Source organism: Burkholderia sp. DN3021, from assembly GCF_049805555.1.
GTDB classification, from domain to species: domain Bacteria; phylum Pseudomonadota; class Gammaproteobacteria; order Burkholderiales; family Burkholderiaceae; genus Burkholderia; species Burkholderia pyrrocinia_C.
Window position 1 is genome coordinate 1 of record NZ_JBNCAB010000018.1, and the last position, 19,210, is coordinate 19,210.

A 19,210-nucleotide genomic window follows, 5' to 3' on the forward strand; every position below is an offset into this window, starting at 1 on the left:
CCCCGCGCGTGAGCTCCGACACCGCCACCCACGTGCCCGCCCGACGGCTGAATTTAATCTTGTACGCTTGCTGGTTCATCGCTTTGTTCCCTAAAGACATTCAGGGCGCCCCCGCCCATTCCGATAACCAGCATTCTCGGGAAGCGCGCCTCCCAATACCACTCAACATTTGTTAAATCGCGACCAGGTCCTTCGACTATTTAATATCAAGCGCCAATCCACCGGCCCCCGAGCTGTGGCATCAAGACCCGGATGAGCGATTCAAAAATGCCTCAAACAGGGCAATCGCATAACGGGGCATTAGCAATCAAGGGCTTACGGGAGAGGTGTAAGCTGAATCGATTCAAGCGTTTACTTCTATCTCTCGCGGAGGCATCGGATGGAGAAAGCGCAGCCTCCGAGCATTGCAGACGCGTTTGGCGATTTTTTACGAGACCCACGCAGCCGGACACCTGCTCACGAGTTGACGTCCATGCTGCTGATCGCGTTGTGCGCCATTCTGTCTGGCGCGGATAGTTGGGGGGGCGATTCAGGTTCGGGGCGAGAAAAAGCTGGCGTGGCTGCGCCGCCATACGCTACTGCCACATGGCATTGCGTCACACGGCACCTTCGGCCGGGTGTTCGCGGCGTTCAATGCGCGCCAGTTCGAAGTCTGTTTTATGTGCTGGATGAGCCCGCTGTTGCCTCCCGCACGGCCGACAAAAGCAATGAGATCAAGGCAATCCCGGAATTGCTCGACGCGTTGCTGCTCAAGGGGGCGATCGACGCGATGGGCTGCCAGCAGGCAATCGCCCGACAGATCGTCGAGAACGGTGCCGACTACGTGCTGGCGGTCAAGGAAAATCAGCCGAGCTTGCTGGCGGAGATCCGCTCCAGTCTTGAAGCGATCGAGCGCTTGCCTGCTGATGATCGGGCAGTCTGCGCCAACGAGTTTCGAGAAGTCGAGAAGGATCATGGTCGGATCGAAACGCGTCGCTGCATAGTCAGCGACTTGCTGAGCAAATGGCGTCCGGTCGCGCTCTGGCCGGGTATGCGCTCGATCGCGATGGTCGAGTCCATACGCGAGATCGGTGACACGGTGTCGGTCGAGTGCCGCTATTACGTGAGCAGCCTGCCGCCTGATGCGGCACGCATCGCGCATGCCGTGCGCTCGCATTGGCGTATCGAGAATTCGATGCACTGGGTGCTCGATGTCGCGTTCGGCGAAGATCAGTGTCGGGTGCGGGTCGACAACGCGGCGCAGAACTTCGCCATCCTGCGTCGAATCACCATGAACCTGCTGCGGCGCGATACGTCGACCAAGGCCGGCATCAAGATTCGACGCTTGAAGGCCGCCACCAGTGACCCTTACCGCACCGAACTCCTTGGCTGGTAAGGCTCTTCATGCGATTGCCCTGGCGATTGCGAATGCACCTGACGATTGTTGATCCTCATGCAACCCGATCCTGCCTATCATTGACAGTAACGATCGGTCGGGGTGAAAGGACCGGTAGATCGTGGGTCGTGGTTTGTTGAACTACCTCTCTGTCTCCTCCTCGTTGACGCCGGACATGTGTCCGGCGTTTTTTTTGCTGAGAAGGCACGACCAGGGCTGGTCTGCAACTGGACATGCACGACAAGGCGCGAACAGGGCACGGTCTGTCGGCTCAAGATTGTCGCGGAGCACCGTCGATCCCGCGCGCCGCGTCATGTTCAGCTTCGATCGTCTTGCCACGCTCTGGCCCCTCAGGCTCTGAACGGTTATTTGATGAAACGAAGCCTATCCGTATTGACTATGGTCGTATGCGTTCTGCTTGGGTTTTGCGGGGGAAGGATGTTTGAGCGCTTTGCCTATGACGATGCATGTCTGGACCTGGGAGGAGGGCAACTTCCCAATGGCTATCCGATCTGCGTAATAGAGAAACCTGGCGCACATGAATAAGCTGCGCTGTTGGCGGGCAGAGAGGAGAGGCGCGCCCCGTGCCCCGCTCGGCGCTGGGACCGCCCCTTCCCGTGTTGGCTTGCATCGCAACAAATTGAATGCATTTCGTAATGTTTATGTATACATTTTTAAATATTTGGATAGAATGCTCAAACCCCTTGGTCAGGGCCTTGGCCGTGCCGCTTGCATGCGAGTGGCACGGCGACCGGGCGGTACGCGATCGCATCAAGTGCTCTTCGGTTGCCCTGTTTTTTTGGCGGCTCGCCTGGATGAAACGTTCTGCCACGCGATCGCCTTCGTTGGTCAAGCTGCGCTTCTGGGACGACCGATTTTGGCGCCTCGTGCACGAGCCGCGGCCATCCCCGCACGCGTGCGCTCGCTAATCAGGGAGCGCTCGAACTCAGCAAGCGCCGCGATCAGGTGAAACATCAACATGCCCGTCGGCGATCGCGTATCGATGCTCTCGGTCAGCGAAACAAACTCCACGTTACGCTTTCCTAAACCGCCGACCACCTCCACCAGATGACCCAGCGATCGTCCAAGTCGATCAAGACGCCATACGACCAGGGTATCGCCCGCCTGCACACCACTCAGCGCTTCATGTAGCCCAGCTCGATCGAATCGCGACCCGGAAGCCCCATGGTCCGATAGGATCTTGTCACATCCCGCGGCCTGTAGGGCCAAGAGCTGCAGATCCAGACTTTGTTCCTCTGTTGATACCCGAGCATAGCCGATCTTCATGTTCGACTCTGTTTAGTATTACGAATCCTTGACATCAATTATTCCGCAGACGGAATCAATAAAAACAAAATATATTAAGATTGAGAGAACACAAACTAGATCTTTACCGATTTACATGCGCCCCTCCTTCCTGTAGCACCATGCAAAACCCAAACAACAGTCTTTCATTCGCGTACGAGTCGCATTCCGCTTCCACCTCTCAGAGACGTTGTTTGGGCGCCGCTATCGCGTGCTTCCCGACTGTCAATCGGCCTGGTCCCAAGAAGATCGGTGAGCGTTTTCGGGAGCCGCAGTTCATACTCCCAACGCCCGATTGAGCTGCCAGCCATACTCGAACGTCTCGTTCTCCGGCCGCCGCTCGGCCAGCTCGATGTAGAACACTGACTGCTGCGCGGCAATCATCCCCAGCAGCACGCCATGCCCCTCTGCGCCGCGCACCTGCAGGAACGCCTTCAACGCTGCGATCGTCATCGGGCCAACGCGGCCATCAGTCGAGATGTCCGGGAACGTCTTTTCGTTCTGATTCAGCACGTTCAGCGCACGCTGCAGGAACTTCACGCCCGTCACGGGCCCCGCATTCACGCCGATGTCGAACAGCTTCTCGGCCAGCCTCGATGAGATGGCCTCGAGCTCGTCAAACCTCGGCCCTCGCCAGTAGCGCGCCTCGTAGATCGCTACGGCCATCGCCCGCGGCAACGCCTGCATCGGCCCCGTATAGCCGCTCGTGCGCGCCTGCGCCGCCGTCACTCCCCACATGGTTCCCTCGCACTTGCCGAGATACCAGTTCCCACGATCGTTCGGATCGTCCGAGAACCCGCCTTCGCACCCGATCAACGCCTCAATTTTCGACATCGTCTTCATCTCATTTCTCCCCAAACAGCCGTTTTGCATGACGGCGCAGCAGCGCTTCGAGGGACTGCGATCCCACAATGCCGAGCGCACTCCCGAGACCTAGCAGCGCGATCGGCGGCAGATCGGGGATCTGCAACAGCGCGATGCCGGCCACCATCGACGTGGCGGATCCCAACATCGCTCGCCCGGCCACCAGCCGAAACGTCAGTTGTTCACCGCCCACCAACACCTTCGCAATGCCAATCAGTCCGCCCATCATGATCAGCTCCAGAATCGTCTTTTCGTGGTCTTGCATCGGTTCCCCTTGCCCGATAAGAAGAAAGGCCGCTCCGGTTGCCCGTGAGCGGCCTTCAAATAACAGTGCGCGGCGTTACTTCGGCGCCGGCACCACCAGATCGATCTTCTTGCCCTTCTTCTTCCCGTGTCCGACCTTCGCTTTCCCCTTGTTCCCTCCATTCAAAGTCACGACCGTGACCCACCCGCGCGATGCGAACGTATGTTCGACCGACTCGATCAAAAACTCCCCGTCCACACCAGACTTGAATCCCTTCAGCGCGATCGTCTTTTCCGCCGACAGATCCGACCGGCCGCGCATCGTGAGCCGGCTCGTCGACGTGTGCCGATTGAGCGTCGCCAAGCGTGACGCCGCGCCCGCTTTCGCAGCCTCCGGACTCGCGAACGCATGCCGCTCCGTATGCACCGCAGACGCACCTGGCGGCGCATCCGGATTCGGAATCGTGAGATCGATCTTCTTGCCCGTCTTGCGGTTGTGCACCTTCGTGCGAACGGCCGCGAAGCTCGCACGATCCGGAAAGTTGATGTCGTAATCGATCAGGTCGCCGGGCGCGAGCGTGACGATCGGCAGCGGCTTGCCGCTCGCGCTCCTGCCGCCGCCGCGTGGCAGCACGATCAGCTTGCCGGCCTTCACGGTCGCCGTCGCACCGTACAGGCGAGCCACGCGCGTGATGAAGTGCAGATCACTCTCGCCGAACTGATCGATGCGCGGCACGACGACGTCGACGTCGCACACGGCGACCATTTGTTACGGCGCGCGACGTCGCCGACGATGTCGGCCAGCTTCGCATTCGACCAGCTCCCGTATCGCTGCGTTTTCGACGTCGCGCGCATGTTCGCGGGCTTGCCTCGGATCACGACGCTGGCCGGCGGGCCGCGCAATCCGACCTCGTCGACCGCGTACTCACCGAGCATCGATAGCCCCTCTGGTGCCCAACCGATCGACACCTTCAGCGTCGCGCCCTTCGGCGGAAACGCGATCCGGCCGTCGCGATCGTCGAGCGTGATCGTGCACTCGTCTGCGTCTAGACCGGGTTTGTCGACCGCACGGATCTCCAGCACGCGGTCCTGAATGACCTTGGTCACATCAGAGCCGTTCGCGACGACCTGAAAAATCGCTTCCATCGCACCTCGCTATGTCCAGAGCTGGACCGATTCAACACGCGGCGCATCGAGATCCGGCAGCAGGATCTCGACGCCGGCCGGGAACGGCTGCGGCCGAGCCGCCAGCCCCGGATTCGCGTCGTACACGGCTTCGACCGTTCCCTGCAACGTGCCGTAGTACCGAAAGCAAAGCGTGTCGAGCACGTCGCCGTCAGACGTTCTTAAAGTCTTCGCCATAGCGGCCGAACTCCACCGAAAAAGTTTGCTTGCGCGGCATGCCGTCGACGAGCAGCGCGTCCTGCTCCTCCTCGATCGACTGCAATAGCCACCGGCCGAGCACCTCGCCGTCGCCCGTTGTGAGCTGCACGGGCTTCATGCGCCCGCCGATCGCCCGCAGCCGGTTGATCTGCTTCGTACCGGCCCCAAGCGACGGGAACACGACGCCCGACAGCGTGATCGTCTCGCCCCCTTCGCTGACCGCCTGCAGCGCCTCCTGACGGTTCAGACGCTCCTGCGATGCCACGCGATACCGCGTCGCCCGCCGCAGCTTGTCGTGAGCGGCCGTCGACAGGTTGAAGTGGAACGCGTCGCCCGCGTCGGTCGTGATCGACATCAGGTGCGGCGTGCCCGACGTCGCGCCGTCGACCAGTCCGGACAACATCGAGCCGACACCAGTCGACTTGATGACGTCCATAACCGCCGAGTCCTTCAGACCGACCGCCGCGTTGAACTGATTCCACGCCCCGCCGAGCGCCGACTTCACGCTGTCAGCGGCAGCCTGCACAAGGGGGAAATTCGAGCCGTCGACCGCCTTCAGAATCGAGCCGATCGACGCCTGCGTCGCGTTGAAGCTGCGCAGCACTGCGCCGACCTGCGGGAACAGATCGCCGGCCACCGCGAGCGCCCCCTTCGCACCCGTCAACAGCTCGGCCACGCTGCTCAGATTGCCGGTCGCGAGACGTTGCAGCACGTCGACCGTCGACATGCTCGCCGCGCGATTCCGATCGAATATGCGGACCATCTGCCGCACGCGCTCGGTCGCGATCCCGGCCTGCGTTGCCGCTCTCGTGATCTGTCGAATCACATCCATTGCGCCCTCCCGTTACATATGCGGCGAATCGAACATGGCCGTTCGACTGTTCGCCTTGCGTTGGTGCTCGTCCATCATTCGCGTCAACTGCGGACTGACCTGCGCGAGGAACTTGTTAGCCAGGTCCGTATCGCTCGCTTCGATCTTCACGTGGAAGACCGGGGGCGAAGGTGTTGGTCTGCTCGATACGCGGCTCCGGTCGAGCGCCGACGCCTGCCGCCCCGTCTGTCGCGAGCGCCTTCGCTTTCGCGAGCGCTGCGACGTTTGCTGGCGTCTCGTCCGGCTTGCGGTCCAGCACCTTGCGCGAGATCGCGCTGAACACCTTGTCGCCGGCAAACGTGCCGACGGCGCCGCCGATCACACCGAGCACCGCCGAGCCAATCGGCCCGCCAAGCGCCCCGATCATCGCGCCGACCTTCGCGCCCATCACGCCACCGGCAAGGCTGCCCGCGATCCCCGCGAAGCGGTTCGCTTTCTCCTTGCTGGTATCGGTGCTCGACGCGACGGCGTACGCTTCCCGTGCCGCGAGACCAAACTTCAGCACCGTGCCCGCGACGGCGAGCTTTCCGGCATACGGCGCGACACGGCCGAACAGCGAACGGCCGGCATTGAAGACGCGCCCCAATCGTCCAATCTGCCCGCCCCGAGTTGCAGCACGACGTGCAGCACGGCCGGCACGTCCGCCCCCCATCAGGTCGCCAAGCCCGCGACCATCGACGCCCCCGCCGGGCATGTTCACGACGAACACGCGCTGCACCCCGCCAGCGGCACCGACAGCCCCGCCGAGTGCGTCGACTGCCCGTCCCACGACGCCACCCGCCGAACCGGCCCGCCCTGCGGCTGCTCGACCGCCACGCGCGAGCACCGTGCCGCGCGCGATGTCGAACACGCCCCGGCCAATGTTCCAAAGTGCCTTTGCGCCACGCGCCGCGATCACCGCGCCCGCCACGCCAATGACGGCTGCAGTCGCCTTCGGTGCACCGTCCGCCGCCGACTGGACGCCGCTGCCGACCGCCTTCGCAACCTCGCCCGCTCGATCCGTGATCGGGCGAAGCGCGTCGCCGATACTGCGCATCGCGTCGTCCCATCGTTGCCCGACCTCGCTCCAGATCTGCTTGGACGTCTCGCGGCGAGCCTCCAGATCCTTCTGGATCTCGCCGCTCGCCTGCTGCGCGTTGCGCTTCAGATTGCTGTACAGCTCCGCGTTCTGCATGTAAGCCGTCAGCGCCGCCTTGACCTGCATGTCGTTGAACAAATCGCCGGTCTTCATCGTCTCGGCGAACGCGGCCATCTGCGCCTGACGCTTGGCCGGGTCCATCTCCGAATTGAATTGCTTCGCCGCCGTCGCGAGCTGCTTCGCCTTGGCCGGGTCGACGCGCTCGATGTACGCTCGTGCGAGCACGAACGATGCTTCCAGTGTCGACCAGCCCTTGCCGATCGCCTCGCGCATCTTTGCCTGATAGTCGACGCCGGCCTTCGCGTAGTTGCGCTCGGTCTCACCCGAGCCGATCTTCGAAAACCAGTTCTTGAGGTTGTTCGCCGCCTCGTCGGAGCTGCCCGCCGTCTTCATCTGCACCTGGAGCATCGCCCCGAGCTGCGTCACCGAGTCCTGCCCCGTGATGCCGATCTTCTTCATCTCGGCGAGCAGCACCGGAAACCATCGCGCCATGTCGACCGATTCGAACGAGCCTTCCTTACCGAGATACGCGATCGCTTCGAGCGCCTTCGCCATCTGCTTCGGGTCGACGATCTCGGCGTTTTGCTGCAGTGCCTGAATCATCTTCGCGGTCTCGACCGTCGTCGCCCCTTGCCCGATCGAGAACTTCGCGACGAGCGGTGCGAAGTTGAGCGCCCGATTCAGATCCATGCCACCCGCAACCATCTGGTTGACGGCGTCGGCCAGCTCGTTGCGACCGATACCGTTCGCCCCGGCGTCGCGCCGGATGCGCGCACCCATTGCGGCCTCTTCCTGCGTGCGCGCGATGCCGGCCTTGATCGCGATGTCGCGAATGATCGCCTGATAGTTCGCAGCGATCGTCGCCGGCACCGCGACCGCTGCCGTCAGCTTCATCGCGTCGCCGACCACGCCGCGCCCGGCTTCCTGACCGGCCACCAGACGCTCGTAACCCGCAGCCTTCAGATCCAGCCCGCGCGTCGTCCGCCCAAGCCGCGCATACGCACGGTCGAGCCGATCGACCTCGATGCCGGCGTCCCGCGGCGACTTCAAATTGCCGTCCAGCTTGCGGCGAATCCCGTCCGCCGCGCTGTCGCCCGCCAAATGCAGCCGGCGGAACTCGTCCTGCAGGCGCATCGTCTCGCCGATCTGGCGCTTCCAGAGCCGCGAGTCGTTCGCCCGCTTCTTCATCGCGTCGATCTTCGACGACGTGTCGGTGATTGCCTTACCGAACGTCGCCGACACGGCCCCGCCGATCACGATGCCAAGCGCTAAGTCTTTCGCCATCCCGGCCCCCTCAATCCGTCAACCACCACAGCATGTCGTCGACCGTCATCTCGTCGATCGACGCCGGCGACATGCCAAACTCACGCACCAGCCGGTTCGCCAGCGCCTTGAGCGTCTTTCGGTCCAGCCTTGCGTACGGATCGAAAGGAGTAGTAGGCGTCCTGCACGCGCTCGTAGTCGGCCATGTCCATCTCTTCGATGTCGTCCGGTGCAACGTCGGCGAGCGTCGCGAACAGGATCAGCTCCTGTTGCTCGGCATCGTTCGGCGCGAGCTTCTGAGCCCCGCGCATGTCGCGCACCTTCGGCCGGCGCATCGTGAATTTGTCGCATTCGACGCCATTGAGTTTGATCGGATAGTCGAGCGGGATCGTGACCTTTTCCATTGCGATTCCTGAAAAGAAAATGGCGAGCCATCGGCTCGCCATTGATTGAATAAAGTAGCTTTGCTGCCGAATTTGCTGCGTTAGCGTCGAGTGACGGCCGCGTTGCAGTTACATGCCGAGACCCTTACGGACTTCGGCGAGTTGATCGACGCCGTTGATCACGCGCTTGCACGCGAAGAGGTCGATCTCATGCACGATCGCGCCTGCGATCTCCAGCTTGTAGTAGTCGCACGCCACGCTGAATTTCGCCTCGACCTTGTCACCGGGCTTCCAGTCGCCCGGATCGACTTCGTACAGCATGCCGCGCAGATAGACGGCAACGGGCTTCGCTTTGCCGCTACGGTCCATGAACACCGCGCGAAAGACGCCGTTGAACGCCCCCTGATCCACCAGCCCGAAGAAGCGCAGCACCTCGTATTCCATCGTCGACATCGAAAACGACGCATCGAGCGCTTCCATGCCCTGATCGATCTTGACCGTCGCGTCCATCCCGCCCGCACGGAAGTCGTCCGTCTTGATCTTCAGCTTCGGCGGCGTCATGCTCGTCGCACGGCCCGCGTAACCGCGACCGTCGATATGCGCGGTACAGTTGTACAGCGTTTCCGGAATCATCGTCCCTCCCTTAGATCTGGTTATCGAGCACTTCGGTCAGCCACTGATTCGTGACCTCGAAGCGGAAAATCGGGTTCTCTGCCGGCGGGACATCGGTGAAGCGAATGTTCCAGTACACCTTGCCGTCTTCGAGCTGGCTCGCCGTGTTCAACTGTGGATCCGGGTAGACCTCGAAATTGATCACGGCACCCTGACGCTTCAGGTCGCGCAAGAATGCCCGCAGACCTTCGGTCACGTCGCTGACGTACGTCGCCGTGATGCCGCGATCGACCGCCCACTTGTGGCCGGCCTGGACAGCGTCCATCACGATATCGAGCGTCCGAACACGCGTGACGAACTTCCATTTCGGATCGGCCGACAGCGTGCGGTTTCCCCACAGGCGATAGCCGCCGTCGCGAATGATCGTCGCGATGTTCGCGTTGTTGAGCAGGTTCGCGCGGCACGTCTCGTCACCGTCGAGGTATTCGATCGGCCTTCCGGTTCCCGTGATCTCGACGATCTCCTTGTTCGACGGCGACGCCCAGAAACCGATTTTCGCGTCGGTCTGACAGAACAGCCCCGCCGCGTACGTCGACGCCGGCAGCGAGATGTCGCCGTTCGTCGCGTTGTTCCATGCCTTAGCGCCAGGGTCGACCATGTACAGGCGCTTGCTGCCGAAATTTTTTGCATACGCAATTGCAGCCTCGTCGTCGGTATTCGGACCATCGATCACGGCGACCGCGCGCAGCTTGCCGGCGAGCGAGTCGGCCGCCGTCGCGACCGGTTGCTTGGACGAATGACCGGGCGCGATCAGCAAGCGCGGCTGCGCATTGAAGCGCGACTTCGCGTCGAGCAGCGCCTGCATGCCGGTACGGGCACCGCCGGCCGAAACGCCACCGATGATCGACGACGTGAGCTGCGCCGCGTCGGCCGCTGCCGGCACACCAACCGCGATCACAATCGCGCTGCTCTGCGCATAGATTGCGCGGGCAGCCCGTGCGATCGCGCTGTTCTCCCCAAACGCTCGCACCGCTTCGCCGTGGCTGGTCAATTGCACGGGGACATTCGGCTGCGCCAGATCAGGCCCGGGCGTGTAAGTGTCGACCATGCCAACGACCGACGACGAAGGCACCGCAATCGTACGCGGGCCGCTGTCGACGATGGTCGTCGTGATACCGTGAAAAAAGGATGTCGCTGCCATGCGGATCTCCGGAAATGAAAAAAGCCGCTCGATTGAGCGGCTTACGAAAACGGGACGGCGTGTTATCGCGCCGGGAAAGTTACTTTGTGTCGACCTCAACGGCCGGCGCGGTATCGCTGACGCTTGCGCTGTCGGCTGACGTTGTGGATGCAGCGTCGGCTGCCATTTCGTCCGCGCTATCAACACGGGGGGCCTCCTCCTCACGCCGAGCGGCTTCCTCGGCTTCGCGAGCAGCTTTCTCCGCCCGTTCGGCCTCGACCTTGACCAGCACGGCGGCCGGATCAGGTTCGTCAGGCCACACGATGTCCTTGGGGAAGGTCGGCAGATCAACCACGCGCACAAGTGCGACCTGATATGCGGCCCATGCGTCAAACATCGCCTCCTCGACGTCAGACAGCAGGTCCGCTGCTCGCGCGTCCATCTTGCCGAGATTCTGCTGACGCGCCTTTTCCATGCGCACGTAGAAGTCCGTCATCGCAGCGGCTCGCACCCGTTCGGCGACAATCGCCTCGTCGACGATCCACGCGCCATCTCGCCAGACGTACTCGTCGGACGGACGCGGCAACTCGGTGAGCCCTTCACCGTCCGGGCTGATACCGGCGACCGTGATCTCGCCGGGTTCGCCCGTATCGGTTCGATACAGGCGCACGCCGCGATAGTCAGGACGCACCACCCACTTCCCATCAATCCAGAAGGGCCAGGAACGGGTCGGCACATCGGGAAGCGGTGTGAGCGTGCAAAAGGCCGGCACGAGATACCGGTCCGCGCTCATCGGATCGCGCTCGGCGAGAAAGCTCACCACGTAGCGCCCCGTCAGGTTGTCGTATTGATTGCAAAGCATGTTCTACCTCGATTTAGTAAGCGCGAATCATGGCGAGCAGCGCAAGATTGCGCGGGCGGCTTTCGTTGCCGCCGTCGACGGCGACGCTGATCGTGTGCGAGTGAGCGCCGGCCGCGCCGATTCCGACGTTGTGCGCGTGGTTGCCGTCTGCCGCGATCGAGATCCCCGTGCCGGAGCCCGACGATCCAAAATTGTCGCCCTGATCCCAGTTATATGGGCCGCTGCCCTGACCGTAACCCGTACCGACGACCCCGACGCGACCGATGCGCGTACTGTGCGCGTGCCCCGGATCGTTGACCCCGTGAGCGTGGACACCTTGAGCGTCCGTCCATGCGCCGTGAGAGTGGTCGCCAACAGCAGCGGCAGACGCACCGTGCGCGTGTAAGCGATTCAAGCTGTCCTGCCAGCTCCCGATCTGGCGCTGCGCATCCGCACCGCGCGCATCGTCCCAACAGCGAATAAACTCGCCCCGAAGATCCGGCAGCCGGAACGTCGTGTTGCCGTCTCCACTGGAAAAGCAACCGTGGCGACCCTTGCCCCAATCAGCGTCTGCGACCATCGCACCGCTGCCCTGCGCGTACGCCCACAGCAGCGGATAGTCAGCACGCTTCAGCTCGGTGCCGTTCAGCTTCAGAAAACCGGCACGCGGCGCAGTTCGAGCCTCCCAAACGATCTGCCCGATCTGCACGTCGGCGACCGCCGCCGCAAACCATGCCGATGTGATCAGCTTGTTCGAGTTGTCGCCGGCCGGCGGCGACACGGCAGTGACCATGCCGCCGATCTGCAATTGCGTGGAACCGTCGTCGCCGACCTTCCCGACCACGACGCGCCCGCCCTGCGGCATCAATTGCAACGTGCCGAGCGAATAGCTCGAACCACGAGTCACGTTAATCGCGGCCTGCGAGTTGCTGTACGCGTCGTTGACCGTACGAACCGCCAACGAGCCATCCGCGCCCGCGATCATTTCCCACGTTTTCTGGTCAGTCGGTGCGCCCTCCCGTATCAGATGAAGCGATGTCTGCCCCGCACCACCTCCGTTCGAGGCGACGAGGGCTCCCGCCGAGTTAATGCTCTTGAGCGTACCTTTGTTTTGGAACGACGAACGCCCGTCATCCCACGCGCCCCCGGACAACACGCGCCCGGTGTTTGGTACAAGCTCCAGCGTCTTGATCGACGTGCCGAGATTGACGCGCATGATGCGAATGGCCGGGATGCCGACCGTCCAGTCGTCGTCGAGTGCACGAATGCTCATGCTCTCGTTGTTCGACTGAATGTCCCACATCTTCATATCCTTGCCGGCACCGGCAGCCCGCAGGACGACGTCGCCACCCGTATTGGCGCCGAGCGTGACGCCCGAGCCCATCGTTTTAGCGTTACCTGCGCCGCCGCCGAAATAGCCGACGCCTGCGCATTCCACGTTTCCGGCAACCCGAGCGTAACCGCCGAATACTGTGCCGCAGCCCGTTCCATCGAGCCGCACCACCCCGGTTTCGAGATTCCATGCAAATGGTCGATAGTCGTTCCAAGGCCCGAGTGGATCACCTTTCTTCGTCTGGAACAGATACAAGTCTCGGTCGTCGTTGCGCAGTATGACGCCGTAGTTGCCCCCTACAGCTCGATACTGCCCCCCATAGTTCCGTCAAGGTCCATCCCCGTAGAACGGACCCCGCTTGCGAACGACGCCCGGTATGCAACCTGCAATCCATCGCGCCCGTTGTCAGCCGTCGTCCCCAAGAGCGCGCGCCCCTCGGGAGTAAAGCGCATCCGCTCTGCACCGCCAGAGATAAGTGCAAGCCAACCATTCGCAGCCGCCGGTCCGACGAAGCTGTTGTTGCCCTGGGCTTCGAGGTGCGAAACCCCCTGCGCCCCGATCTGAAGGTACCCGTCTTGCGGCGAGAACATGCCCGTATCCGGATCGTTGTCGAATCCATAGCCGGCGTTATTGGCGTTGTTCGGAGTGATCGCACCCGCCTTCGCCTTCAACACTCCCTTCATTGCAACGCCACCCGCAATCGGCAGCTTGTCGGTGCCGAGCAAGTCGACCTGCTTGCCAATCGCATCGACCCGCTTGTCGTTAGCATCGGCCCGGTCTTTGAGGTGCCGTGTCCGATTCGCGAGTTGCTTTGACGGTACGTTGTCGACCCCATCCGGGCCGCCCTGTACGGGGTCCGACGTCTCGAACTGATAGACCCCGTCCTCCCACTTACTTTCTTCTTTCAGATTGGCCATGTACCGATCACCCCTCGCGTAAATTGACCATTGCGCGTCGCGACACCGTTGTGTCGAATCGCCACCTCAGAAAAATCGAGCCATGCCAGCGCACTGCGAGCCGGCGCGTAGCGCTCAATAGCCCGTTTCAGGTTTTCCCCCTGATCGCGCGTCACCGGTTGCCGTAGCGTCACGATGTACTCGGCCCAAGCAGTCAAACCGCCGTACAGATACCGACCGTTGCGCTTGAATGACCCGTCACGGCGCTTGATCTGTCGCCCCTCCTGAATGTCGATCTCGCCGAAGCCGAGCCGCCGCACGATCTCGCGGATCGCCCAAGGCGTCCCCTTGCGCTGGTAGATCGCCAGCGACGACTTGATCAGCGCCCGTCGCGCGTCTTCGGACTCCGCCAGTTCCCACCCGTCGACCGCGAGTGACCACGCAAGCCACGGAAGGAAAGCGGCCGGACAGCGGTCCGCATCCCACAGCGTGCGGATCGCGTCCGGGTCCACGCTCGGGCGCATCACCTGTGCGAGCGCAGCCTCAAGACTCGTCTGGTTCGTTGGCAGCAGCGCTTCAGTCGTCATCGTTTACCTTCGGATTCAGCACGATCGATGTGCATCGCGCGAACTGGTCGACCGCGCACACAACATCGAGCGCAGACGACTTCAGATCGACACGGACGACGCCCGACTCCTTCGGATGAAGCGCACCGGTAACGGCCGATCGCGGCATGCCAACGCGCAAACCCTCGCCGGCTGCAACAGCGATATCCAGATCCTGCCGTCGTGCGGTAAGCACGACGCCCGGATCAGGCCCGCGACCGACATACACATCGGCGACGATCTCGTAATTGACGGGCCGCGCCGGCACGACAAGCAATTTGTCGTTGAGCGGCCGACGATCTTCCGGCGAAAGCGCGCGGCGCACCGTGTCGAGCAATGCAGCGCTCGCAATTCCACCGTTCGAATACGACTTCACGACCACGCGCACCACGCCCGGCTCCGGACGGTCGACGCGCACGTCGGCGACGTCGGCCGACGCGTCCATTGCGAGTGACCGATACGAACCGGACGGCCCGGCCGTCGACGATCGCTCGATCCCCATCTGCGTGCGCAATCGCAGCCGTTCGTCACGCTCACCTGTCGCGGGAATCGGCGGATGCGCTTCAGGGTCGCCGGGATCAACAATCTCCCGCCGCAGATTCCAGAGCACCGCGAGGTGTTCGAGATCCGCGCCCGTCGCATAGGCCAGCAACACCGCACGCCCCGCATCGTTCACGCGCGCACGAAACCGGATCTCTTCGTATGCCGCCAGCTCCAGCAGCTTGACGACCGGATCGGATTCGAGCGCAGCCGTCCAATCCGGATAGATGCTCTTGAAATGCTGCAGCTTCAATTGATACGCGGCCTCGAAGTCGAGCATTTCGACGAGATCGGGCGGATCAAGCGCCGACAGATCGATCGCTGTCATATCGTCACCTCGAATACAACATCGTCGCCGTCGTAATGACCGGCGATCCGAAAAGTTACTTTGCCGTCCACAACCGACAGCGCGTTCACGCGATCGAGCGCGATGCGCGGCTCCCATCGGCCGATTGCGCGAGCGGCCTCTGCCTGCGCGGCCGAGATCCATCCGCGCGTGACGGGCAGGTCGACCATGGCCGGAAGATCCGAACCGTAGTTGGGCCGCTCACGGCGCGTGCCCTTGCGCGTGCCCAGAATGTCCGCGATGCTCTGCACCAGATGATCGAGTCCGCCGATCAGCCGGCCCGTATGGCAACACATGCCGACCAGCGCGACCATTACTGCACCTTCGTCGGCACGCGCTTGAAGCACCCGCGCGATTCGAGATATGCGATGTGCTCGGGCTGCGTGACTTCCGTCTTGCCCGCCAGCACGGCGACGTGCGAGCCATCCGGAAACACGATCACGCGACTGCGGAACTCGGTGTCGATAAACGTCACGGGCGCTGTCGCCGTGCTTTGCTGCGTGTCTTTCGCCATAACCACCCCCACAAACGAAAAACCCCGCGCGGGGCGGGGTCCAAAGTCACTTTGATTTGCTCAGACTGGCGGGCTAACCAGTTCACCGTCGCCTTGCTCGCGATGCTTGTGCTTGCTGACCGACTTACCCGTCGCGACAACGTCGTCGGTAAATTCAGCGCCGCCCGCGACCTTCATCGCGACGCCGCCACCCTCGCCGGCCCTGCCCTGCATGCCACCGTTGAACGTCAGCAATTTCTCTGTCGTCTGGTTGCCGGTGAACGTCGAGTCCGGCACGTCGGCGAGCAGCTTCGCGCTGCGCAGCAGCGCACCGTCCGCCTTCAGCTCGAACTCCGTCCCCCCGATACGAAACACGATCCGACCACCCGCCGGCACCGACAGCACGTATTCATGGGTCGCATGGTTGTACTGTTCGAATGCGCCGTCCGGGAAGTCGGTCGCAGTCTCGTCAGGACTCGACCGACCAGAACCGCCGTGCTGCTCCGTGTAGTAGCCGGGCGCGACGAACGCGCCTGCGAGATCCCCGGACGGCGCCCACAGCGCGACCTCTTCGTCGACAGACGGCGGACGCCACTGCCTGACCTTGCCAGCGGCTCCGGTCTGCCATTTGAGCCAGTCGCTGACCCAATCGCCAATGCGCACCTTCACGCGCGGCGGATCGTACGAGACCGCCTCGACAACGGCCGACTGCGTCAGGCACGCCATGCGGCGATCCATTTCGCCAAGCTCGAAGTCGCTCACATCTCACCCCGCTACGTGATCCGCCGGATTCCAGTAACGGTCTTCGTGCCCCGGTCCCGTATCGGGATCAACGCCCCACAACACCGTGCGGCCCTTCGCCGGCGGCTCGAATTCGTCGCCCAGGTCGAATTCGTGTTCCCATTCGACGAGCCAGACGAGATACGTATCGAGCTCCGGACGAAACGGATCCTCTCCCGCCGAGCCGACCTGTCTGCCGGGCGTCACGGGCAAATCCCATGTCGCACCGTGTACCGCCTGCAGCACACGCGCGGACAGCTCGCGCACCAGCAGCTCGGCACCAGGCACGATCGGGTCGACGATCACACGCGCCTGCAATCGTCCAACCAGCGGCACACGGCCCGTTCCGTCATCGCGCCCCGGCTCCAGCTCCGACAGCTCGATCGCGATAAACGGCGTCTCGATCGCCTTGCCGATCCTCGGATACGCGTGAATGCGTTCGAGATCCGGCAGCTTTGCGCGCAAGCCGGATTCGACGCCGTCGTGTAGTTGCTTCAGGTTATCGAGCACGGTTCGCCGCCTTTTGCAGTTCATAGTTGACCTCTTGCCGCAGCACCGTCATCAGCCGTGCTTCGCACGCTCGGGCAGCCCGGCGAAACGCCGGATCGCCCGTCTGCGACCATTCGACCTTGACGACCTCGAACGGCGTGCGCGCCTTGCCGATGCGCCGATAAATCGGCCCGTCGGGCTGCCGGTTCGTCTTGCGCCATGCGCTCTCGAACAGCGTTTTGCCCGCCCGCATCCCCTTCTTCGTGCGCCGGACTGAGCCGAGCCGGTGCGCCTCGATCGGGTTCAACCCAAGCCACACCTTGCCGGTATCGAGCGACCGCATGAAGAAGTACATCCGCTGCCGCAGCAGTTTTTGCTGGATCCCGGTCGCGTTGCCGACCTCCTTCGCGGTCTGACTCCTGATCCATGCTCCCGTCTTGCGCAGCGTGCGCCGCCATGCCGCCTGCATCGCGGCAGGCGGCAGGCCCGCGAGCGCTTCGAGCACGCCCTTCACGTCCATCTCGACCTTCAGCAGATCCATCGTCACCTCAGAATCAGGATCGTCCAGCCCGTCCCATCGGGGTGCAGCTCGAAGACGCGATAGCGTCCGCTCGGCGTCACGACGATGCTGCCCTCGGTCACGTCGACCGCGTCGGCGTCGGTGATATGCAGGACGGGGGCAACCAGCTGCGTGCGCTGCGTCCCGAGATCAGGCCCAAGCCACGGCGACGTGAACATCCCGTCGACCGGCCGACCGTCGATCGTGATATCCGCGTCACCGAGATCGCGTAGCACCGCAGCATCGACGTCCGCGATCAAATCCCGGAACGCCATGTCACGCCTTCAGCTTGACGATCGCCTTCGGGCGCGTGCACAGGTGCACCGGATTCGACTGCGCCTCGATGTCGACGCCCTTGCCGAACTGCGCCAGTTCCTGCTTCGCGTAGTACGGCAAGCCGGTCGTATTGACCGCCTCGACGTAGTCGGCCGGCGCAAAGCGCGTGATGAACAGCTCGGGCACGCCTTCGGGCACCGCGTACGCCTCGTCGTCGGCCACGTAGCCGATGTCGCCGACGCGACCGCGATAGCGCTCGAACGTGCAGCCGCCGAAGTCGAATGCGTCGCGCGCATCGCCGCGAAGCGATGCCGCCATCGCGGTCGCGAGATACGTTTCCTTCACCGTCTTCGCGACGATCAGCTTGTTCCAGAATGCCCGGCCGCAGAGCACGCGCACGCCGGTGTACGTCGTCGCCCCGAGCGCATCCTCGATTGCGTCCTGCACCTCGGCGCACTTCACGCGGATTTCCGTGTCGGCCCTGCCCAGCTCGAACGGAACCACAGTCTGCTCGATGCCGAAGTACTTCAGCAGGTCGATCAGGACCGTCTTGCCGTCCGCATCGAGCACCGCGCCCTTGATCGCGCCGATGCGATGAAACTCGTGCGTCGCGTCGAGCTGGCGGCGCAGCTTCGCCAGACGCCGGTTCACCACGGTCTGCAGCGCCTCCAGCTCCGTTTCGGAACCGAACGCGCGCAGATTCTGGATCTCGTCGGCCTTCACGAACGCACGCTGCGGCAGGTGCACCGTGTTGAACGGGATCATGCTGCGCTTGCTGCCGACCACGATCGCCGACGGCGAGCCACGCTCGCCTGCGGAAACCAGCGACAGGGTGTCGCCGTCGCGCTCGATCTGGATCGTCGTCGTGGTGATGCCATCCTCTTCGAACAAACCGAGTGCACCAACGCGGCCGGGCACATGCGGCTGATCATTGATCGCTGCGGTGAGCGACGACAGCGAGAACGCGTCATCTTGAAACAGGGCGATGTCCGCCATACAACCTCCAACAGGAAAATGGATACAAAAAAGCCACGCAGTGCGTGGCCTTGGGTGTGCTTCAGGTGGCGTGTGCTGCGATCAGCGCACGATCACGTGACGCTCGGCGAGATCGTTACGGCCGGCGGCATCCAGACTGGTCAGGCGTGCGGCCGCGACCTCGGCAAGCCGCACAATGCCCGTTGCCGAGCGCGGGGCGTCGGATGCCGACAACGGCGCGTACAGCACCGCTGCGGCAACCTCCGATCCGTCGTTCGCCGCGTTGTCGTACGGCGCGTACTCGCCGGTGCTCGTCACGCCGAGCACCTGGCCGGCCGGCAGCGCCGGTCCCGCCTTGACCACGATGTGTTCGCGCGAAATCTGCCCGTTGCCTTCCGACACCAGAAATTCCGCCGTCTGGCTGCCCTGTACCTTCACGTTCGACATGAGTGTTCCCCTC

General features: G+C 63.1%; 21 protein-coding genes and 4 pseudogenes. 1 reads left to right on the plus strand and 24 read right to left on the minus strand.

The window, feature by feature from the left end; genetic code table 11:
• A partial coding sequence (locus ACPUER_RS11575) for an ESPR-type extended signal peptide-containing protein (protein WP_425131236.1) occupies positions 1-100 on the minus strand: 100 nt, incomplete at its 3' end.
• Between the two features lie 279 nt (positions 101-379).
• Here ACPUER_RS11575 and ACPUER_RS11580 point away from each other — a divergent pair.
• Positions 380-1,375 (plus strand): annotated as a pseudogene (locus ACPUER_RS11580) (ISAs1 family transposase).
• An 858-nt stretch (positions 1,376-2,233) separates the two neighbouring features.
• On the opposite strand, the pseudogene ACPUER_RS11585 reads toward ACPUER_RS11580, so the two are convergent.
• From ACPUER_RS11585 to ACPUER_RS11695, 23 genes and pseudogenes are all read right to left on the minus strand, one after another.
• Positions 2,234-2,662: pseudogene (locus ACPUER_RS11585) on the minus strand (recombinase family protein); the annotation flags it as partial.
• Positions 2,663-2,956: 294 nt separating this feature from the next.
• Positions 2,957-3,523, minus strand: coding sequence for a glycoside hydrolase family 108 protein (locus tag ACPUER_RS11590; protein WP_425131131.1), 567 nt, complete (start codon positions 3,521-3,523; stop codon positions 2,957-2,959).
• Between the two features lies 1 nt (position 3,524).
• The gene (locus ACPUER_RS11595) at positions 3,525-3,809 is read right to left on the minus strand and encodes a phage holin family protein (RefSeq protein ID WP_089484279.1); all 285 of its coding nucleotides are present in this window, start codon (positions 3,807-3,809) and stop codon (positions 3,525-3,527) included.
• Between the two features lie 75 nt (positions 3,810-3,884).
• A pseudogene (locus tag ACPUER_RS11600) lies at positions 3,885-4,933 on the minus strand (phage late control D family protein).
• A gap of 9 nt (positions 4,934-4,942) precedes the next feature.
• The gene (locus ACPUER_RS11605) at positions 4,943-5,149 is read right to left on the minus strand and encodes a tail protein X (RefSeq protein WP_069227262.1); all 207 of its coding nucleotides are present in this window, start codon (positions 5,147-5,149) and stop codon (positions 4,943-4,945) included.
• Entirely contained in the window at positions 5,124-6,002 is an 879-nt protein-coding gene (locus ACPUER_RS11610) for a phage tail protein (RefSeq protein ID WP_425131132.1), read from the minus strand. The genes ACPUER_RS11605 and ACPUER_RS11610 overlap by 26 nt, the downstream gene beginning before the upstream one ends.
• Before the next feature lie 12 nt (positions 6,003-6,014).
• Positions 6,015-8,463: pseudogene (locus ACPUER_RS11615) on the minus strand (phage tail tape measure protein).
• A gap of 80 nt (positions 8,464-8,543) precedes the next feature.
• A complete protein-coding gene (locus ACPUER_RS11620; RefSeq protein ID WP_425131133.1) occupies positions 8,544-8,846 on the minus strand; it encodes a phage tail assembly protein in 303 nt (100 codons plus the stop codon).
• A gap of 108 nt (positions 8,847-8,954) precedes the next feature.
• Entirely contained in the window at positions 8,955-9,458 is a 504-nt protein-coding gene (locus ACPUER_RS11625) for a phage major tail tube protein (protein WP_425131134.1), read from the minus strand.
• A 10-nt stretch (positions 9,459-9,468) separates the two neighbouring features.
• The gene (locus tag ACPUER_RS11630; RefSeq protein WP_425131135.1) at positions 9,469-10,638 is read right to left on the minus strand and encodes a phage tail sheath subtilisin-like domain-containing protein; all 1,170 of its coding nucleotides are present in this window, start codon (positions 10,636-10,638) and stop codon (positions 9,469-9,471) included.
• A gap of 79 nt (positions 10,639-10,717) precedes the next feature.
• The gene (locus tag ACPUER_RS11635; protein WP_425131136.1) at positions 10,718-11,479 is read right to left on the minus strand and encodes a tail fiber assembly protein; all 762 of its coding nucleotides are present in this window, start codon (positions 11,477-11,479) and stop codon (positions 10,718-10,720) included.
• Between the two features lie 13 nt (positions 11,480-11,492).
• A complete protein-coding gene (locus ACPUER_RS11640; protein ID WP_425131137.1) occupies positions 11,493-13,046 on the minus strand; it encodes a phage tail protein in 1,554 nt (517 codons plus the stop codon).
• A 41-nt stretch (positions 13,047-13,087) separates the two neighbouring features.
• Positions 13,088-13,708, minus strand: coding sequence for a hypothetical protein (locus ACPUER_RS11645; protein WP_425131138.1), 621 nt, complete (start codon positions 13,706-13,708; stop codon positions 13,088-13,090).
• Positions 13,696-14,274, minus strand: a complete 579-nt coding sequence (locus tag ACPUER_RS11650; RefSeq protein WP_425131139.1) for a phage tail protein I — start codon at positions 14,272-14,274, stop codon at positions 13,696-13,698. The genes ACPUER_RS11645 and ACPUER_RS11650 overlap by 13 nt, the downstream gene beginning before the upstream one ends.
• A complete protein-coding gene (locus ACPUER_RS11655; RefSeq protein WP_425131237.1) occupies positions 14,264-15,160 on the minus strand; it encodes a baseplate assembly protein in 897 nt (298 codons plus the stop codon). The genes ACPUER_RS11650 and ACPUER_RS11655 overlap by 11 nt, the downstream gene beginning before the upstream one ends.
• On the minus strand, positions 15,157-15,492 hold the full coding sequence (locus ACPUER_RS11660; protein WP_425131140.1) for a GPW/gp25 family protein: 336 nt from the start codon (positions 15,490-15,492) through the stop codon (positions 15,157-15,159). The genes ACPUER_RS11655 and ACPUER_RS11660 overlap by 4 nt, the downstream gene beginning before the upstream one ends.
• Entirely contained in the window at positions 15,492-15,653 is a 162-nt protein-coding gene (locus ACPUER_RS11665; RefSeq protein WP_368042323.1) for a hypothetical protein, read from the minus strand. The genes ACPUER_RS11660 and ACPUER_RS11665 overlap by 1 nt, the downstream gene beginning before the upstream one ends.
• A 99-nt stretch (positions 15,654-15,752) precedes the next feature.
• Positions 15,753-16,433: a phage baseplate assembly protein V gene (locus ACPUER_RS11670; protein ID WP_425131141.1), complete on the minus strand. Its 681-nt coding sequence runs from the start codon at positions 16,431-16,433 to the stop codon at positions 15,753-15,755.
• 3 nt (positions 16,434-16,436) lie between these two features.
• Positions 16,437-16,961, minus strand: coding sequence for a hypothetical protein (locus ACPUER_RS11675; protein ID WP_425131142.1), 525 nt, complete (start codon positions 16,959-16,961; stop codon positions 16,437-16,439).
• Complete coding sequence (locus ACPUER_RS11680) at positions 16,951-17,481, minus strand: phage tail protein (protein ID WP_425131143.1); 531 nt, start codon at positions 17,479-17,481, stop codon at positions 16,951-16,953. Before ACPUER_RS11680 ends, ACPUER_RS11675 begins: the two co-directional genes overlap by 11 nt.
• A gap of 2 nt (positions 17,482-17,483) precedes the next feature.
• Positions 17,484-17,774 (minus strand): head-tail joining protein, encoded by a 291-nt coding sequence (locus ACPUER_RS11685; protein ID WP_059546359.1) that lies wholly within the window; start codon positions 17,772-17,774, stop codon positions 17,484-17,486.
• Position 17,775: 1 nt separating this feature from the next.
• Positions 17,776-18,771: a major capsid protein gene (locus ACPUER_RS11690; RefSeq protein WP_425131144.1), complete on the minus strand. Its 996-nt coding sequence runs from the start codon at positions 18,769-18,771 to the stop codon at positions 17,776-17,778.
• Between the two features lie 81 nt (positions 18,772-18,852).
• Positions 18,853-19,197, minus strand: coding sequence for a head decoration protein (locus ACPUER_RS11695; RefSeq protein ID WP_425131145.1), 345 nt, complete (start codon positions 19,195-19,197; stop codon positions 18,853-18,855).
• Positions 19,198-19,210: the final 13 nt, after the last annotated feature.

Coding starts and splice junctions, on each gene's coding strand:
- ACPUER_RS11590 (WP_425131131.1), bottom strand. CDS start 3,523: ATGAAGACGATGTCGAAAATTGAGGCGTTGATCGGGTGCGAAGGCGGG.
- ACPUER_RS11595 (WP_089484279.1), bottom strand. CDS start 3,809: ATGCAAGACCACGAAAAGACGATTCTGGAGCTGATCATGATGGGCGGA.
- ACPUER_RS11605 (WP_069227262.1), bottom strand. CDS start 5,149: ATGGCGAAGACTTTAAGAACGTCTGACGGCGACGTGCTCGACACGCTT.
- ACPUER_RS11610 (WP_425131132.1), bottom strand. CDS start 6,002: ATGGATGTGATTCGACAGATCACGAGAGCGGCAACGCAGGCCGGGATC.
- ACPUER_RS11620 (WP_425131133.1), bottom strand. CDS start 8,846: ATGGAAAAGGTCACGATCCCGCTCGACTATCCGATCAAACTCAATGGC.
- ACPUER_RS11625 (WP_425131134.1), bottom strand. CDS start 9,458: ATGATTCCGGAAACGCTGTACAACTGTACCGCGCATATCGACGGTCGC.
- ACPUER_RS11630 (WP_425131135.1), bottom strand. CDS start 10,638: ATGGCAGCGACATCCTTTTTTCACGGTATCACGACGACCATCGTCGAC.
- ACPUER_RS11635 (WP_425131136.1), bottom strand. CDS start 11,479: ATGCTTTGCAATCAATACGACAACCTGACGGGGCGCTACGTGGTGAGC.
- ACPUER_RS11645 (WP_425131138.1), bottom strand. CDS start 13,708: ATGGCCAATCTGAAAGAAGAAAGTAAGTGGGAGGACGGGGTCTATCAG.
- ACPUER_RS11650 (WP_425131139.1), bottom strand. CDS start 14,274: ATGACGACTGAAGCGCTGCTGCCAACGAACCAGACGAGTCTTGAGGCT.
- ACPUER_RS11655 (WP_425131237.1), bottom strand. CDS start 15,160: ATGACAGCGATCGATCTGTCGGCGCTTGATCCGCCCGATCTCGTCGAA.
- ACPUER_RS11660 (WP_425131140.1), bottom strand. CDS start 15,492: ATGGTCGCGCTGGTCGGCATGTGTTGCCATACGGGCCGGCTGATCGGC.
- ACPUER_RS11680 (WP_425131143.1), bottom strand. CDS start 17,481: ATGGATCTGCTGAAGGTCGAGATGGACGTGAAGGGCGTGCTCGAAGCG.
- ACPUER_RS11685 (WP_059546359.1), bottom strand. CDS start 17,774: ATGGCGTTCCGGGATTTGATCGCGGACGTCGATGCTGCGGTGCTACGC.
- ACPUER_RS11690 (WP_425131144.1), bottom strand. CDS start 18,771: ATGGCGGACATCGCCCTGTTTCAAGATGACGCGTTCTCGCTGTCGTCG.
- ACPUER_RS11695 (WP_425131145.1), bottom strand. CDS start 19,197: ATGTCGAACGTGAAGGTACAGGGCAGCCAGACGGCGGAATTTCTGGTG.